At 56.5% G+C, this 16,564-nt stretch carries 14 protein-coding genes; 13 read left to right on the forward strand and 1 reads right to left on the reverse strand.

Annotation, left to right across the window (positions count from 1 at the left end):
• Positions 1 to 22: 22 nt before the first annotated feature.
• From NBH13_RS04220 to NBH13_RS04230, 3 genes are all read left to right on the forward strand, one after another.
• Positions 23 to 1,429, forward strand: coding sequence for a PIF1 family DEAD/DEAH box helicase (locus NBH13_RS04220; RefSeq protein WP_250779100.1), 1,407 nt, complete (start codon positions 23 to 25; stop codon positions 1,427 to 1,429).
• A 145-nt stretch (positions 1,430 to 1,574) separates the two neighbouring features.
• Positions 1,575 to 3,410, forward strand: coding sequence for a proline--tRNA ligase (locus tag NBH13_RS04225; RefSeq protein ID WP_099570872.1), 1,836 nt, complete (start codon positions 1,575 to 1,577; stop codon positions 3,408 to 3,410).
• Between the two features lie 396 nt (positions 3,411 to 3,806).
• Positions 3,807 to 4,343, forward strand: coding sequence for a single-stranded DNA-binding protein (locus NBH13_RS04230; protein WP_099570871.1), 537 nt, complete (start codon positions 3,807 to 3,809; stop codon positions 4,341 to 4,343).
• 55 nt (positions 4,344 to 4,398) lie between these two features.
• Here NBH13_RS04230 and NBH13_RS04235 read toward each other — a convergent pair whose 3' ends face one another.
• Entirely contained in the window at positions 4,399 to 6,480 is a 2,082-nt protein-coding gene (locus NBH13_RS04235; RefSeq protein ID WP_099594752.1) for a M13 family metallopeptidase, read from the reverse strand.
• Between the two features lie 141 nt (positions 6,481 to 6,621).
• Between NBH13_RS04235 and map the strand changes: the two genes are divergently transcribed.
• From map to smpB, 10 genes are all read left to right on the forward strand, one after another.
• The gene (map, locus tag NBH13_RS04240) at positions 6,622 to 7,401 is read left to right on the forward strand and encodes a type I methionyl aminopeptidase (protein ID WP_099570869.1); all 780 of its coding nucleotides are present in this window, start codon (positions 6,622 to 6,624) and stop codon (positions 7,399 to 7,401) included.
• 264 nt (positions 7,402 to 7,665) lie between these two features.
• Positions 7,666 to 8,958 (forward strand): citrate synthase, encoded by a 1,293-nt coding sequence (locus NBH13_RS04245; RefSeq protein ID WP_099570868.1) that lies wholly within the window; start codon positions 7,666 to 7,668, stop codon positions 8,956 to 8,958.
• A 110-nt stretch (positions 8,959 to 9,068) separates the two neighbouring features.
• Positions 9,069 to 10,058, forward strand: coding sequence for a 2,3,4,5-tetrahydropyridine-2,6-dicarboxylate N-succinyltransferase (dapD, locus tag NBH13_RS04250; RefSeq protein WP_144170868.1), 990 nt, complete (start codon positions 9,069 to 9,071; stop codon positions 10,056 to 10,058).
• Between the two features lie 10 nt (positions 10,059 to 10,068).
• On the forward strand, positions 10,069 to 10,548 hold the full coding sequence (rlmH, locus tag NBH13_RS04255; RefSeq protein WP_099570866.1) for a 23S rRNA (pseudouridine(1915)-N(3))-methyltransferase RlmH: 480 nt from the start codon (positions 10,069 to 10,071) through the stop codon (positions 10,546 to 10,548).
• A 111-nt stretch (positions 10,549 to 10,659) separates the two neighbouring features.
• The gene (locus NBH13_RS08675; RefSeq protein ID WP_003835721.1) at positions 10,660 to 10,791 is read left to right on the forward strand and encodes a hypothetical protein; all 132 of its coding nucleotides are present in this window, start codon (positions 10,660 to 10,662) and stop codon (positions 10,789 to 10,791) included.
• A gap of 181 nt (positions 10,792 to 10,972) precedes the next feature.
• Positions 10,973 to 12,103, forward strand: a complete 1,131-nt coding sequence (gene prfB / locus NBH13_RS04260) for a peptide chain release factor 2 (protein ID WP_099570865.1) — start codon at positions 10,973 to 10,975, stop codon at positions 12,101 to 12,103.
• A 49-nt stretch (positions 12,104 to 12,152) separates the two neighbouring features.
• On the forward strand, positions 12,153 to 13,454 hold the full coding sequence (gene ftsE / locus NBH13_RS04265) for a cell division ATP-binding protein FtsE (protein WP_099570864.1): 1,302 nt from the start codon (positions 12,153 to 12,155) through the stop codon (positions 13,452 to 13,454).
• Positions 13,454 to 14,377, forward strand: a complete 924-nt coding sequence (ftsX, locus tag NBH13_RS04270; RefSeq protein ID WP_144090758.1) for a permease-like cell division protein FtsX — start codon at positions 13,454 to 13,456, stop codon at positions 14,375 to 14,377. The genes ftsE and ftsX overlap by 1 nt, the downstream gene beginning before the upstream one ends.
• Positions 14,378 to 14,470: 93 nt before the next feature.
• A complete protein-coding gene (locus NBH13_RS04275) occupies positions 14,471 to 15,865 on the forward strand; it encodes a CHAP domain-containing protein (RefSeq protein ID WP_099570862.1) in 1,395 nt (464 codons plus the stop codon).
• A gap of 143 nt (positions 15,866 to 16,008) precedes the next feature.
• Positions 16,009 to 16,488: an SsrA-binding protein SmpB gene (gene smpB, locus NBH13_RS04280; protein ID WP_004219704.1), complete on the forward strand. Its 480-nt coding sequence runs from the start codon at positions 16,009 to 16,011 to the stop codon at positions 16,486 to 16,488.
• Positions 16,489 to 16,564 lie beyond the last annotated feature (76 nt).

Genomic DNA, 16,564 nt, shown 5'->3' on the forward strand with positions numbered 1-16,564 from the left:
TGAACAGGAAAGGCGGTGCGGCATGCGGCAGGCTGAGGCATTGGCGATTCTGCAAAGTGGTGCGAGCGTCTTTCTGACGGGTGCGCCGGGTGCTGGCAAGACTTACGTGCTCAATGAGTTCGTGCGTCAGGCCCGTGCCGAAGGTGCTGCGGTGTCGGTGACGGCGTCTACCGGTATCGCGGCCACGCATATCAACGGGCAGACCATTCATTCATGGAGCGGTGTCGGACTTGCCAACGCGCTCACCGACAATCTGATCAAAACCATACGTACCCGACGCAAACGTAAGCTGCAGGGCGCTGACATTCTCATCATCGATGAGGTTTCCATGCTGCATGCGTGGCTGTTCGACATGGTAGATCAGGTGTGCCGCATCATTCGACGTGACCAACGCCCGTTCGGCGGGCTTCAAGTGGTGCTGTCCGGCGATTTCTTCCAGCTTCCTCCAGTGAGTGTGGGTGGACGCAACCACGATCTGGTCACGCCAAGCCCGGAATTCGTGGCTTCCCGCGAACGATATGCGAAAGCGGGACTCAATCCAGATGGTTTCGTCACCGAATCATTGGTATGGCGGGAATTGAATCCCGCAATCTGTTACCTGACCGAACAGCATCGTCAGGATGACGGCAGTCTGCTCACCGTATTGACCGATATTCGCAACGGTTGCGTGAACGATGACGATCGCAATGTGCTCCTCACCAGACTGGGCGCAATCCCCGAACCTGGTCAGCAGGCCGTCAATCTGTTTCCCGTCAACAAGCAGGCGGACACGCTCAACGACATGCGCCTGTTCGAAATCAACGAGGAACCGCACGAATATTTCGCCGAAGCCGCAGGACCGGTCAATCTGGTGGAACGTTTGAAGAAAAACATGCTTGCCCCCGAACGCTTGCAGCTCAAAACCGGAGCCGCGGTGATGGCCGTACGCAACGACACCGACCACCAGTTCGTGAACGGATCATTGGGCACCGTGCGCGGATTTGCCGCCGAAAACAAGGGCGGATGGCCGATCGTTGAATTTGAAAACGGCAATATCGTTACCATGAAGCCGAATTGCTGGGAAATGATGGACGGCGACACAGTGCTCGCCAGCGTCAACCAAGTGCCGTTGCGCTGCGCGTGGGCGATCACCATCCACAAATCGCAAGGTATGACGCTCGACCGTGCGGTGATGGATTTGCGGCGCACCTTCGCGCCCGGCATGGGGTATGTGGCGCTGTCTCGTGTGGAAGGCCTGCAGGGCCTGTATTTGAACGGTGTGAACGAACGCATGTTTTTGGTTTCGCCCGATGCGGTGCGCCTGGACGGCGAGTTGCGTCTCTCCTCGGCACAGGCGTCCGATACATTGGCTCACGATGGCATCGCCGCGTTCCAGCAGATGACTGCAGTCTCCGACGATGACGAGTTCGCGCAGGATGCGCTGTTCTAGTGCGGCGATTGCCTTGTTCGGCATTTACGATGATTTTTGGGATTCGACGGATATGACTGTTGTGTTCCGTCCGTGCATCGCCATACATCGGTGAACGGGTGTCTGGATTAGGCTTACGTCCCCTTGCCTGAGTAGTTTTGGGCATATGACTAAAGCACTTCGTATGTCCACCATGTTCCTGCGCACTCTGCGTGAGGATCCCGCCGATGCAGATGTCGTATCGGATAAGCTTCTGCAGCGCGCCTGCTACCTGCGCAAGGCCGCTCCGGGTATTTGGACCTGGCTGCCGCTGGGCCTGAATGTTCTGAACAAGATCGAAAACATCATCCGTGAGGAAATGGCTTCGATCGACGCCCAGGAAGTTCACTTCTCCGGTCTGCTGCCGCGTGAGCCGTATGAGGCCACCCATCGTTGGGAAGAGTATGGCGACAACATCTTCCGTTTGAAGGATCGTCATGAGGCCGACTACCTGCTGGCACCGACCCATGAGGAAATGTTCACCTTGCTGGTCAAGGACCTGTACTCCTCCTACAAGGATCTGCCGGTTACCCTCTACCAGATTCAGACCAAGTATCGTGACGAATTCCGTCCGCGTGCAGGCCTGATCCGTGGCCGTGAATTCATCATGAAGGACGCCTACTCCTTCACGCTCGACAAGGAAGGTCTTGTCAAGGCGTATATGGACGAGCGTGGCGCCTATGAGCGTATTTTCAACCGTCTCGATTTGAAGTATGTGCCGGTGCACGCCATGGCCGGCCCGATGGGCGGTTTCGAATCCGAAGAGTTCCTTGCTCCGATGGAAATCGGCGAAGACACCTTCGCCCAGTCTCCGAGCGGCAAGGCTTGGAATGTTGAGGCGCTGACCACTCCGGAACCGGAAGCCATCGACTTCAGCAACACTCCGACCGCTGAAAAGCGTCCGACGCCGAATGCTGAAACCATCGATCAGATGGTTGAATTCGCCAACGCCAACCATCCGCGTTCCGACGGCCGCGCGTGGGAGGCTTCCGATATTCTGAAGAATGTGGTAATCGCCGTGATGCATCCGCAGGATGACGATCATGACGAGCCGTGGCGCGAACTGGTGGTTGTCGGCGTGCCTGGCGATCGTACCGTCGACATGAAGCGTCTTGAAGCGCAGTTCACTCCGGCTGAAATCGAAGAGGCCACCGACGAGGATCTGAAGAAGCATCCGGAACTCGTCAAGGGCTATATCGGCCCGATGGCGTTTGGCCCGCAGGCTCGCGGCGGTGAAAAGGCCGAAAACGCCAACGAAACCGGCGAAGCGTTGCGTTACCTTATCGACGCGCATATCGCCCGCGGCTCCGCATGGTTCACCGGCGCTGATGAAGCCGGTGTTGACTACTACGATCTCGTGTATGGCCGTGACTTTGAGGCCGACGGCGTGGTGGAGGCCGTGCAGGTTCGCCACGGCGACATGAGCCCGGACGGTTCCGGCCCGCTGAGCTTCGAACGCGGTGTGGAAATCGGTCAGGTGTTCCAGCTCGGTCTGAAGTATTCCAACGCGCTCGGCCTGAAGGTGCTTGACCAGAACGGCAAGACCGTGCCGGTGTGGATGGGCTCCTACGGCATTGGCGTGTCTCGTGTGATGGCTTGCATCGCCGAAACCCACCATGACGAGAAGGGCTTGGCATGGCCGGCCATCATCGCTCCCGCCCAGGTGCATGTGGTGGCCACCGGCAAGGATGCGGCCGCATTCGAAGCCGCCGAGCAACTGATCGCCGAGCTGGAAGCCAAGGGCATCGAAGTGATCTTCGATGACCGCAAGAAGGTTTCCCCGGGCGTCAAATTCAAGGATGCCGAGCTTATCGGTGTGCCGCTGGTCGCCGTCGCAGGCCGTGACACTGTCAACAATGGCACCATCGAAGTGCGTGACCGCAATGGCGAGAACGCCGAAGCCGTGCCTGTTGCCGACGCCGCTCAGGTGATCGCCGACCGTGTCGCCGCACTGCTGAGGTAATAATCTTTTTTCCGATTATTTCAGCATATATAAACGGGAGATTATGGATGTTCCATAGTCTTCCGTTTTTTTTTATCTAGAAAACAGATAGACGGAAGCATGATTTTGCGGAAAACATGCACATATCGACAGTACATTGCTGTGGATAAGTGAAATTTATCCACCGACTATCCACGACTCGCCCGAAACGGCGTCCTTTATCCACATTTGTCGGTTGCGCTTGTGTCAGTATGGTCGAATCGGTGATAGTGGTTCTACCGCGGAAACGCAAGGAAGCGGAAAGGCGTGCAGAGCCCCTCTCTCGCAACCCATTTCTCCGACTGCACGTTGCTTTCGCACCTTCATCGGTGCTTTCCGCGGCCCCTTTATTTACCAAAGCGACAGAAAGGGCCGATCATGGCACAACAGCAAGCTCTCATCACCATCACCGGATATGTGGGCGCCAATCCCACGCAATTCAACAAGGATGGCATGCCTCATGCCAGCTCGTTCAGAATGGCAAGCACCAGACGGTATTTCGACAATCGCACACAGCAATGGAAAGATCTTCCCACCACGTGGATCACGGTGAAAGCGTACCGGAATCTATCCGAAAACATCTGCCAATCGTTGAAGAAAGGCGAACCGGTTATTGTAATGGGTTCGCTTGCCACGGAAACATGGACCGATATGAATGGTAAACCGCAGTCGCGCATTGTGCTGGAAGCCAGCGCGGCAGGACATGACCTCAACCGTGGCGTCACTACGTTGCGCAAGTTCGTCAAGCCAAACGACCAAGCCCAACCGGAAACGAAGGGCATGGAACCTCAAGTAGGAGTCGACCCGTTCGCAAGACATGGCAGCGTGGCTCCGGTTGAGATAGTGGTTCCCGAAGATGACGAAGCCGCCGAATTCTCGGGAGATCCCGAAGAATTCGGCGGCGACATACATTAGGAGGCATCAATGCCTTGTACGATTGGCGACGATTGCCTACTGATGATGCGGCTCGCTACCAGATGCGCACGCGCTGATCGGGATCAAGCCACATGCCGTCCTCAGGCTTCACATCGAACGCCTTGTAGAACAGGTCAACGTTGCGTGCGATGCCGTTCGTGCGGCATTCAGCGGGGGAATGCGGGTCGATCTGCAGATACTGCTCCGCCAGCTCGTCACGATTCTTGGTGCGCCAGATGGATGCATAGCTGAGGAAGAAACGCTGCAATCCGGTGAAACCGTCGATTTGCGGCGCTTCAGCCAGCGAATCCTCAATTGCGTCCATGGATCCGTTCTTCTCACGGCCGGCTGCCTCGTCAAGGGCGAACGAGTACGCCTTGAGTGCGATGTTCACGCCACTTAAGTCGCCGATGTTCTCGCCGATGGTCAGCGCGCCGTTCACATGCGGAGCCTGGGTGGGATCATCGGCGTACTTTTCGGCGAGCTGAGTCGGTACGAATGCGTTGTACTGGTCGATGAGCTTCTGCGTGAGCTGTTTGAAATTGGCTTTGTCTTCTTCGGTCCACCAATCGTTGAGCTTGCCGTCGCCGTCATACTGGGCGCCCTGATCGTCGAAACCGTGGCCGATCTCATGACCGATCACCGCGCCGATACCACCGTAATTTGCGGCGTCTTCGGCGTTCGGATCGAAGAACGGCGGCTGCAGAATGGCGGCCGGGAACACGATCACGTTCATGGTCGGCTCATAGTAGGCGTTCACCGTCTGTGGATTCATCAGCCATTCGTCCTTGTCAACGCTCTTGCCGACCTTGGCTAACTGGTAGCCGGTCTCATACAGGTTGGCGGCACGCATGTTCTCGGCGAAACCGGCATCCTCATGTACGTCAAGCGCGGAATAGTCACGCCAATGGTTCGTGTAACCGATCTTCGGCACGAACTTGGAGAGCTTCTCCAACGCCTTCTGCTTGGTTTCCTCGCCAAGCCAGGCAGAACTGGAGATGGACATGCGGTAGGCGTCGATCAGATTGCCGACCAGCTGTTCCATGCGTTGCTTCGACGACTCGGGGAAGTGCCTCTTCACATATTCGCGGCCCACATCCTCGCCGCAAATGCCGTTGACCAACGAAACGCCACGCTTCCAGCGCACACGCTGCTGCTTCTGGCCAGACAACGTCTTGCCATAGAATTCGAAATTCGTCTCATCGAATTCGTGCGGCAGCTCCAATGTGGATCCGATGATCACATGCACGCGAGCCCACAGCTTGAGATCATCAAGGTCCGCGGTCTTCCAGAACGCGTTAAGACCGGTGAGGAAGCTCGGCTCATGCACCACTACACGGTTGAAAACACCGCGGAAATCAAGCGGTTGCACCTGCGCTGCGGAAGTCTGATCATATGCGGACTGCCAAGATTCGATCCATGCGTCGAAATCATAATCGGCAAGCATGCCGCTCAATTCCGCATAATCAGTGGGATTATAGGTCTTCACCGAATCACGGGTGGCTACATTGTCCCAATGGTTCGCGGCGATACGCGTCTCAACATCGAGGAAACGCTTGGCATCGGCTTCGGCTTGCTCGCTATCGGCGGCAAGCTTCGCGTTCTTGAGCTGCTTGGCCACCATATCGACGTACGCTTCGCGAATCGGCGCATAGTGGTCTTCACGGTAATACGCTTCATCGGGCAGACCCAAACCGGCCTGCTCAACATGGATGATGTTGGTTTCGGGAGCGCCGGGATCGCCATATACGGCAATGCCAATCAAGTCAGGGCCGCCAGCCGGATTCATCGCGCCCAAAGCGCGGGTGAGTTCGGTTTTGCTGGCAGCGGCATCAATGGCCTCAAGCTGGCGTTCGATGGCGGCGAGCCCGGAAGCGTTGATGGTATCGACATCAAGGAAGCTTGCATACAGGGCGTGGGACTTCTCGGCAGGGCAGTCATCGTCCTCGAGAATCTCACGAATCTGGTTTTCGGCGTCTTCGGCGAGCTTGTCGAACGAACCATAACGGGAACGGTCGTCAGGAAGGCGATACATGTCGATCCACGGGCCGTTGACATAGCGGAACAGATCTTGCGCAGGGCCGGTCACGGCGGAGAACGATGCCGGATCAATACCCGAATTCAAAGTGGTACTCATGACTTCACACTATCCATCTTTGATGACAAAACAGTGTATCCGAAACGAATAATCGTCATTATGCAATTCCATATGCAAGACGCGATTGCCTGATCGCAAGAAACGCATGCACTGTAGGGCGTACGAAGTAGGGTTATAAGCATGATTGAACTGAAAACACCGAAAGAGATCGAAGAGATGAAGCCGGCCGGCCGTTTCGTCGGCGGTATTCTGCGTGATCTCAAGGAATTCACCAAAGTTGGTACCAATCTGCTGGAAATCGACGAATTCGTGCACAAGCGCATCGTCGATCGCAAGGGAGCCGAATCCTGCTACGTCGACTACGCTCCGGATTTTGGCACCGGCCCGTTCGCACACTACATTTGCATTTCCGTGAACGATGCGGTGCTGCATGGCGTTCCGTTCGACTACAACCTGAAAGACGGCGATCTGGTCAGCCTCGATCTGGCGATTAACGTCGACGGTTGGGTTGCCGATTCCGCCATCAGTTTTGTGGTAGGCGAGCATAAGGATCCTGAGGATCTACGTCTGATCAAGTGCACCGAAGAGGCTTTGGAAGCCGGTATCGCCGCCGCACAGCCGGGCAACCGTCTGGGTGATGTTTCCGCGGCCGTCGGCGATGTGGCCCGCGAATACGGTTATCCGATTAACCTTGAATTCGGCGGTCACGGCGTCGGCCGTATCATGCACGGCGATCCGCACGTGCCGAACGATGGCCGCGCCCACCACGGCTACAAGCTGCGTTCGGGCCTGGTCATCGCTATCGAACCGTGGTTCCTCAAGACCACCGACGAGATTTACCAGGATCCGAAGGATGGTTGGACGCTGAAGAGCTCCGATGGTTCCCGTGGCGCGCACAGCGAGCACACCATTGCCATTACCGATAATGGTCCGGTGATTCTCACCGTTCGCGACAAGTGATCAGTGGTTGGCGAAAACGTTGTGATTTCGTAGTGGACTAACGAAATTCATCAGGCGAAGCCGATGTCTGGAATTCTTTTGCAATTCTAGACATCGGCTTTTTATATGCGTAATTTCGCACGGGAAAACTGATTATTCGTTATACGGGAATGAGGGATCGAATGTCAATCGATTGATTTTGAGACGAAACCATGCTTGGAAACGCGGATGCCATATAGTGTTCGATACTTCCGAACGATTGTGACGGTTAAGGAGCGTGCAAGCATGGCCACAGCCAATCTGAGTGTGGAATCCAAAGACTTCACCCTGCCGGTGGTCGAAGCCACGGCAGGCGCGGACGGCATCGTGGTATCAACGCTGCGTAATGATGGCTGGGTCACGCTTGACCCCGGATTTCTGACGACCGCGCAATGCGAATCGAAAATCACCTACATCGACGGCAAGAACTCGATTCTGCGCTACCGTGGATACCCGATCGAGCAACTGTGCGAGCAATCCGACTTCCTTGAGGTCGCATGGCTGTTGCGCCACGGCGAACTGCCGAATCGGGAGCAGTACGACCGTTTCATTTCCGACATCAACCATCGTACGATGGTGGGGGAGGATTTCCGCACCTTCATGGGCTCCTTCCCGCGTACTGCGCATCCGATGAGCGTGATGGCGTCCGCGGTCAACGCGCTCGCCACCTTCTACCCGGATACTACGGATATCAACGATTCCGACCAGCTTGATGAAGCTGCGACCATTATCATGGCGAAGGCGCGAACCATCGTCAGCTACATTTTCCGCCGTCGTCGTGATGAGCCGATGCTTTACCCGGATTATTCGCGCGGTTACGTGGACGATTTTCTGCGCATGTGCTTCGCGGTGCCGTACGAGCCGTTCGACTCCGATCCGCTGTACGTGCACGCGCTCGGCCGACTGCTGATCATCCATGCCGATCATGAGCAGAACTGCTCCACGTCCGTGGTGCGTATCGCCGGTTCCGCCCACGCCAACCTGTATTCCGCGGTCGCCGCAGGCATCAACGCGCTTTCGGGCCCATTGCATGGCGGTGCGAATGAGGCAGTGCTGCGTCAGCTCAAAGCCATTCGCGATTCGGGTAAAACCGTCAAGGAATTCGTGGAAGACGCCAAAACCAGTGGTCAGCGCATTTCCGGCCTTGGTCACCGAGTGTACAAATCGTATGATCCTCGTGCGGCGATCGCCAAGACGTATCTGCAGAAGATCATGGAACGTGCGGATACGTTGAAACTGCCTGCCGATGAGCGTGCATTGTTCGATGTCGCCACGGAATTGGAGAAGATCGCGCTGAATGACGAGTATTTCGTGTCTCGTCACCTGTATCCGAATGTCGACTTCTACACGGGATTGATCTACCGTGCGATCGGGTTCGATCCGTCGATGTTCACCACATTGTTCGCATTGGGACGCATTCCCGGTTGGATTGCGCAATATCGTGAGATGCTTGCCGATCCGAACACCAAGATCGGTCGCCCCCGTCAGGTGTACACCGGTTACACCGAACGCGATTATGTTCCGATCGACCGTCGATAGTTGCTTTTTCGCTGTTTCATGGAATCGTGATGCCTTTCGCCAAGCCCTGCGGCTAAAGTATTGCACGGAAACGTGCAAGTAATGCAATCACTATTGTGAAGGAGCGAAGAATGACCGATCAGCGCACTGCGTGGGGTTGGGGTCTGGCCAGCGTGGACGCGGCCGGCAATACTCTGGATGTTTGGTATCCGGAATTGAAGCTTGGTGAGGCGCCGGAGGAAGTGGCCCGCCCGAACCACAATTTCGACAACCTCGCCCATGAGGGAGCGGACGCGCGCGGCGTACGCCGCATTCCGGTGTTCACCGTATCGAAGCTTGACGAGCCAATCGAAGATGCCGCCGACGCCTACCTGCGTCTGCACTTGCTGAGCATGCGTCTGGCCAAGCCGAACACACTGAACCTGGACGGTATTTTCGCGGCCCTCAACAATGTGGTGTGGACCAACTATGGACCGTTCGCGGTCGAGGATTTCGCTCTGCGCAAGCTCGATGTGATGGCCGCTGCCAACCAGAGCGCTCCGGGCTTGCCGAAGGCCGACGTGAACGTGCTGTCGATCGACAAGTTCCCGCGCATGGTCGACTATGTGGTGCCGACCGGCGTGCGTATCGGCGATGCCGACCGCGTGCGTTTGGGCGCCCACCTTTCCGAAGGTACCACCGTCATGCATGCCGGCTTCGTGAACTTTAACGCTGGCACGCTCGGCGTTTCCATGGTGGAAGGCCGAGTCTCCCAAGGCGTTGTGGTCGGCAACGGTTCCGACATCGGCGGCGGCGCATCCATCATGGGCACCCTGTCCGGTGGCGGCAAGCTCAAGAACTCCATCGGCGAGCATTCGCTGCTCGGCGCGAACGCGGGCATCGGCATCTCCCTCGGCGACAACTGCGTGGTTGAAGCCGGCCTGTATGTGACCGCCGGTACCAAGGTAACCATCTACGACAAGGCCAAGGTCGTAGCGGGAGAACCGCTCGAGACCGTCAAGGGTGCCGACCTTTCCGGCAAAGACAACATTCTGTTCATCCGCAACTCGGTGTCCGGCCGTATCGAAGCGCGCTATCGCAAGACCGGTATCGAACTGAACGAAAAACTGCACAAGAACTAAAAAACAAGCCATGAAAATCTCCCTTATCACCGTCGGTAAAGTCAAGGAAAAATATCTGCGCGACGCCATCGCCGAATATTCGAAACGACTCAGCCGATACTGCAAGCTTGACATCGTCGAAGTGGCCGACGAGAAAACGCCTGAGCATGCCAGTGAGGGAGTTGAACGGCAAATCAAAGCTAAGGAAGGCGAACGCATCGCCAAGCATATACGTGACGATGCGTTCGTCATCGCGCTCGCCATCGAAGGCCATCAGCTGACCAGCGAGGAACTTGCGCGGAAAATCGATGGTCTCGGGCTGCACGGCACAAGTCATATCCAACTCATCATCGGCGGCTCGCTCGGACTCGATCCAACGATTTTGAAACGGGCGGACTACCTGCTGAGCTTCTCCAAAATGACGTTCCCGCATCAGTTAATGCGCGTTATTTTGTTGGAACAGATCTATCGTGCGTACAAAATCAATGCCGGAGAGCCCTACCATAAATGATTCGTTCACGTTTTCGAATGATTAGTGCATGATTTCCGCGCATGAAATACGAGACTGCGTCAAAAATGCCGTAAGTCGATAAGTAGAAGGTGTTGCCTATACTGGTGCCCCATGAGTGACTACAGAAGCGAACGCGAGCAGCGAGAGCGCCGCCGCCGCACTTTGGTGCGAGCGGTGTGCATCGTCATTGCCGCGGCGATGCTGCTGAGTCTGGTGATTCCTGCTATCTACGCAGGTCTTTGACGCCCTTGGTCTGGTACGATCCTCCCCGGGTCTGCATTCCCATACGTAACGAGACTGGTTCGCGGTTCGGCAGGGTGGGAGCGAGCATGTGGGCATGCGGAAAATTGAGGATTGTGCGAAAGCCGTATGAGGCTCCATGACAGAATATAAAGAACGCATAAAGAAATGTATGGTGTAAACGATGGCAGAATTTGATTTTTCCCAAGCAATCGGCGAAGCACGCGCCAAATACGAATCGATTTCCAAGGCGCTTGACGTCGACCGACTGACCGCACAGGCCAAGGATCTTGAAGTGCAGGCGGCCGAACCGGGACTGTGGGATGACCCTGAAAACGCGCAGAAGGTGACCAGCAAGCTTTCCGCGGTGCAGTCCCAGCTGAAGCGTCTCGCCTCCGCAATCCAGCGTATCGACGACGTCGAGACGCTCGTGGAATTGGGACAGGAAGAAGACGACGCCGACACGTTGGCGGAAGCGCGGTCCGAAGTCGAAAGCATTCAGAACGATCTGGCTGACATGGAAATCCAGACCCTGCTTGACGGCGAATACGACGAACGTTCCGCAGTGGTGACCATTCGCTCCGGTGCCGGCGGCGTGGATGCGGCCGACTTCGCACAGATGCTGTTGCGCATGTACCTGCGTTGGGCGGAACGCAACGGCTACAAGGCCAAGGTCATGGATACATCCTATGCGGAAGAGGCGGGCATCAAGTCCGCCACCTTCCAGGTGGATGCCCCCTATGCGTATGGTCGCATGAGCGTGGAAGGCGGCACCCACCGTCTGGTGCGCATCTCCCCATTCGACAACCAGGGCCGCCGTCAGACCAGCTTCGCAGCTGTGGAAGTGGTGCCGCTTGTCGAAGCGACCGATCATATCGACGTTCCTGATTCCGAAATCCGTGTTGATACCTACTGTTCTTCCGGTCCTGGCGGTCAGGGCGTGAACACCACGTATTCCGCGGTGCGCATCACCCACATTCCGACCGGCATCGTGGTGACCATGCAGGATGAGCGCTCGCAGATTCAGAATCGTGCCGCGGCCATGGCCGTGCTGCAGTCCCGACTGTTGGTGCTGCGCCACGAAGAGGAAGCCAAGAAGAAGAAGGAACTCGCCGGCGACATCAAGGCCAGCTGGGGTGATCAGATGCGCTCCTACGTGCTGCATCCGTATCAGATGGTCAAGGATCTGCGCACTGGCTATGAGACCTCGCAGACCCAGGCCGTGTTCGACGGTGACATCGACGCGTTCATCGAAGCTGGTATCCGCTGGCGTCATGAACAGCGTCGCGAGGCTGCGGAAGAAGCGGAAGCCTAAAAGCCGCGATTACCGTAATCAGAACAGCACATAGTGGAGGGGTACGACGATGGCGCTGATTTCACTTGAGCATGTGAGCAAGGTGTATCCAAAAGGCACCAGGCCTGCGTTGGATGATATCAATCTCGACATCAATCGAGGGGATTTCGTGTTCCTCGTAGGCGCATCGGGTTCTGGCAAAACCACATTGCTGAGCCTGTTGCTGCGTGAAGAGGAGGCCACGGACGGCGAAATCCGCATCGCAGGCAACGATTTGCGACGCCTGTCCGCACGGCAGGTGCCTCATTATCGTCGTTCCATCGGCTTCATCTTCCAAGATTACAAGCTGTTGAACAACAAAACGGTGTGGGAGAATGTGGCATTTGCACTTGAAGTGATCGGCACAAGCCGTTCTACCATCAAATCGTTGGTGCCAAAAGTGCTGCAGACGGTTGGACTCACCGGCAAGGAGGACAGCTACCCGCATGAGCTTTCCGGCGGTGAGGCGCAGCGTGTGGCCATCGCGCGAGCGTATGTGAACCATCCGCAGATTCTGCTGGCCGATGAGCCTACCGGAAACCTTGATCCGACCACATCGTTAGGCATTATGGAAGTGCTTGACGCCATCAACCGCACCGGCACTACCGTCGTCATGGCCACACATAATGAGGAAATCGTCAACTCCATGCGCAAGCGCGTGGTCGAACTGCATACCGGCAAAATCGTGCGTGACGAGCAGCAGGGATCCTACGATTCCGCACTGTACTTCCCGGATGCCGAAGTGGAATCCAAATCGCATCAGGCGCTGAATGGTGGCGATGCCGACGCGAAATACCGTGCGCCAAGCGGTTTGGTCGTGTCCGATGCTTCCGATGGGACGGTGGATGTGGAAGGTGCGACGCGAGCCGAAACCGCGGCGAATGCGGTCGATGCAGTAGCCGCTGCCATCCACAGTGGCAATGGAGATGCGGGCATTGCGCGACTTGCCAATTCCGTGCATTCCGGTCGCACCGGCCGTTACGGAGAGGCGTTCGCCCCGGTGGAGACCACGCTGACCTGGGGCAAGGGGCTGAAGATCGAGGAACTTGCCGAACAGGAACAAGCTGATTCGTCTGCACTTTCCCAGAGCGAATCCAATGCCGATGCCACTATCGTTTCGTCTGAAACAAGTGTCGAAGCAGGAAACGCGGATGAAAACGAGCAGCCGGCGGAGCCAACGGTTCCTGCGCCTCCGGCACCGCCTATGCCTCCCGTGCCGCCAGCGCCTCCGGCCCCTCCTGCCGTTCCCGCGGCAACTGACGATGACGAAGCGAACTGCGCAGAACAATCCGCCGAACAGCATGAAACGTCCGAAAACAAGGAGAACGACTGATGCGTTTGCGTTTCATTCTTTCCGAAACCTGGAGCAGCCTCAAGCGTAACGTGCCCATGCTGCTTTCGGTGATGCTCGTTACCTTCATCTCATTCCTTTTCATCGGAGCGTCGGTGCTTACCCAGGCGCAGATCACCAAAGCCAAAGGCGATTGGTATTCCAAGGTCGAAGTGGTGGTGTGGATGTGCCCCGACGGCACCAGCCAATCCGTGAACTGCACTGCGGGAACCGCCGCGACGCAGGCACAGATCAACGACTTGCAGCAAACCATCCGCAATGAGCTTGCCGATGATGTTTCGCAGATCACCTTCGTCAGCAAGGAAGATTTCTATAACGACACCTTCCTCAAGCAATATCCGAACGGCGAATATCAGGGGCGTACGCTTACTGCCGATGACATGCAGGATTCATTGTGGCTCAAACTCAAGAATCCTGAAAAATACCAGGTGGTTTCCGAAGTGCTTTCCGGCAAGGAAGGCGTCGATACCGTCAGTGACCAACGGCAGATTTTCGAGCCGGTTTTTGCCGTGCTGAACCGCGCTACCATTGCGACCGCCGCATTGGCCGCGGTGATGGTGGTTGTTGCCATTATGCTGACCGGCACCACGATTCGCATGTCTGCGGCGTCTCGCAAAACCGAAACGGAAATCATGCGTTTGGTGGGTGCTTCGAACTGGACGATTAGATTGCCGTTCGTTCTGGAAGGTGTGGTCGCGTCGTTGGTGGGTTCGCTGCTGTCTTGCGCCACGCTTTCGGTATTGGTGAAGGTGTTCGTCACTGATTGGCTTGCGACTTCCGTGAAATGGATTCCGTATGTGAATCAGATGACAGTACTTTGGATTTCGCCGATTCTGGTTCTTGGAGCGGTATTGCTGTCTGTGGTTGCATCCACGGTATCGCTGCATAGATATCTGAAGGCCTGATAGGTATTGCTTAATGGCAGGTGGCGGTACGTGTCGCGGATTTTAAGCATGAGATGCTATGGTGTGGAACAATGATGGGAGGCAAGTGACCGAATGATAAGCAAAAAAGCTCTCAAGCCGGCCGCTGCGGTGTTTGCAACGGGGGCTATGTGCGCCACGATGGCGATCGCCCCGTTCGCGCCTGTTGTTCCGCAGGCGCATGCAAATACGTATAGCAATCTGGTGAACGCGCAGAATCAGAAGTCCAATAGCGCACAGCGGGAAGCGCGGTTGCGTTCGCAGCTTTCTGGCGTGAAGTCCGATCTGGCAGACAAGATCGTCGAGCTGGACGAATTGACGAATACGAAGATTCCGGCGGCCCAAGCTGAGGTCGATGAGGCCAATGCCGCTGCCGCTTCGGCGCAAAGCGAGGCGGAGGCTGCCGCTTCCCGTTTGGAAGCGGCGCAGAAAGACAAGGAAAACCTCGAAGCGCAGATTGAGCAGACGGGCAAGGACTACGACGACGCGCATGCGGCCGTGGCGCAGATGGCTCGTGAAGATATGCATGGTTCCGACACATCCACCGTGATGAGCGTGGTGACCGGTGCCACAAGTACGCAGGAGTTCATCAACTCCATGCAGTCGCGTGATGCGTTGAGCCGTACCGAGGCCAATGCGGCCAGCGATGCGGCGAATACGTTGAACACGTCGATGAACCGTAGCGAACGTCTTGCCGCAATCGAAAAGCAGATCGCCAATCTGAAAACCACAGCTGATGAAAAGGCTGCATCCGCACAGCAGGCTGCCGCCTCCGCACAGACCCAGCGCGACTCGCTTGACCAGTTGCGCGCAGAAGGCGAAACCCGCCGTGCCGAATTGGAAAGCAAGCAGTCGCAGCTGAATAGTGACGTGGCCAAGCAGGCGGCGCAAACGGTTATGTTGCAGTCGCAGGTCGATTCCTTCAATCGCCAGTATGCAGCCGAGCAGGCCGCCGCAGCCAATCAAAATAATGGCGGCAATCAAGGGCAGACCCAGCCAGGCAACAGCAATACCAATAATGGCAGCAACAATGTGACGCCTGCTCCCGCGCCAACTCCTGCGCCTACTCCCACTCCTGCTCCCGCGCCGAGCACCAATAACAATTCCGGTCAGGGAACCTCCAATGGCGATTACGGCAATGCCTACGTGGCCGGCCAGTGCACGTGGTGGGCGTACGACCGTCGTAGACAGATGGGCATCGGAACCCCTTCATATTTGGGTAACGGTGGTCAGTGGTATATTACAGCTCCCTCATATGGTCTGCGAGTGGATCATAATCCGCAGGTGGGTGCGGCTCTCTCCTTCCTTCCCGGACAGGCTGGAGCAGATGGTTTCTACGGTCATGTGGCCGTTGTGGAAGCGGTGAACGGAAGCACTATCACCATTTCCGAGATGAACGCGTCCGGTGGTCCCTTCAACGTGTCGTACCGCACGCTATACAACGCATCTCAGTTCTGGTATGTGCACTGATTCATCAAGGAGCGTTTGAGTTTTTCCTTGAACGTTGTGTCACGGGAGCGCGCCGCCTGAATCGTTGGGCGGCGCGCTCCCGTGATATTGTCGATTGTTGCGTTGCAAAACACTTCTTCGAAGAACCGGAAAGGAGGTCCGACATGGCCAAGGAGCAAGGTGTGAAGCCGATTGCGCAGAACAAGAAGGCACGCCATGATTACGCCATCGAAGACAAGTATGAAGCCGGTCTGGTGTTGACCGGCACTGAAGTGAAGTCGCTTCGTGAGGGACGCGCATCGCTGGCCGAATCGTTCATCACCATCGACCGTCGCGGTGAAATGTGGCTTGAGGGAGCCAACATTCCTGAATATCTCAATGGTACGTGGAACAATCATGCCCCTAAGCGCAAGCGTAAGCTGCTACTTCATGCGGCGCAGATCGACAAGCTGGCACGTCAAAGCCAAGCTAAAGGTTTCACCATCATTCCGCTGAGCCTGTATTTCAAGGATGGCCGCGTCAAGGCGGAAATCGCGTTGGCCCGAGGCAAGAAGGAATTCGACAAGCGTCAGGCGTTGCGCGAGGAACAAGACAAGCGTGAGGCGTTGCGTGCCATGCGCTATGCCAACAAGCAAGTGCGATAAGTCGAAACCGGAAAATTTCCGGTTTCACATACTGACATAAAGCGGCGGTCGTAATATTTTTGTAGCTTGACTTCTC

The organism is Bifidobacterium intestinale (assembly GCF_023656765.1).
GTDB classification, from domain to species: Bacteria; Actinomycetota; Actinomycetes; order Actinomycetales; family Bifidobacteriaceae; genus Bifidobacterium; species Bifidobacterium hominis.

Coding starts and splice junctions, on each gene's coding strand:
- NBH13_RS04220 (WP_250779100.1), top strand. CDS start 23: ATGCGGCAGGCTGAGGCATTGGCGATTCTGCAAAGTGGTGCGAGCGTC.
- NBH13_RS04225 (WP_099570872.1), top strand. CDS start 1,575: ATGACTAAAGCACTTCGTATGTCCACCATGTTCCTGCGCACTCTGCGT.
- NBH13_RS04230 (WP_099570871.1), top strand. CDS start 3,807: ATGGCACAACAGCAAGCTCTCATCACCATCACCGGATATGTGGGCGCC.
- NBH13_RS04235 (WP_099594752.1), bottom strand. CDS start 6,480: ATGAGTACCACTTTGAATTCGGGTATTGATCCGGCATCGTTCTCCGCC.
- map (WP_099570869.1), top strand. CDS start 6,622: ATGATTGAACTGAAAACACCGAAAGAGATCGAAGAGATGAAGCCGGCC.
- NBH13_RS04245 (WP_099570868.1), top strand. CDS start 7,666: ATGGCCACAGCCAATCTGAGTGTGGAATCCAAAGACTTCACCCTGCCG.
- dapD (WP_144170868.1), top strand. CDS start 9,069: ATGACCGATCAGCGCACTGCGTGGGGTTGGGGTCTGGCCAGCGTGGAC.
- rlmH (WP_099570866.1), top strand. CDS start 10,069: ATGAAAATCTCCCTTATCACCGTCGGTAAAGTCAAGGAAAAATATCTG.
- NBH13_RS08675 (WP_003835721.1), top strand. CDS start 10,660: ATGAGTGACTACAGAAGCGAACGCGAGCAGCGAGAGCGCCGCCGCCGC.
- prfB (WP_099570865.1), top strand. CDS start 10,973: ATGGCAGAATTTGATTTTTCCCAAGCAATCGGCGAAGCACGCGCCAAA.
- ftsE (WP_099570864.1), top strand. CDS start 12,153: ATGGCGCTGATTTCACTTGAGCATGTGAGCAAGGTGTATCCAAAAGGC.
- ftsX (WP_144090758.1), top strand. CDS start 13,454: ATGCGTTTGCGTTTCATTCTTTCCGAAACCTGGAGCAGCCTCAAGCGT.
- NBH13_RS04275 (WP_099570862.1), top strand. CDS start 14,471: ATGATAAGCAAAAAAGCTCTCAAGCCGGCCGCTGCGGTGTTTGCAACG.
- smpB (WP_004219704.1), top strand. CDS start 16,009: ATGGCCAAGGAGCAAGGTGTGAAGCCGATTGCGCAGAACAAGAAGGCA.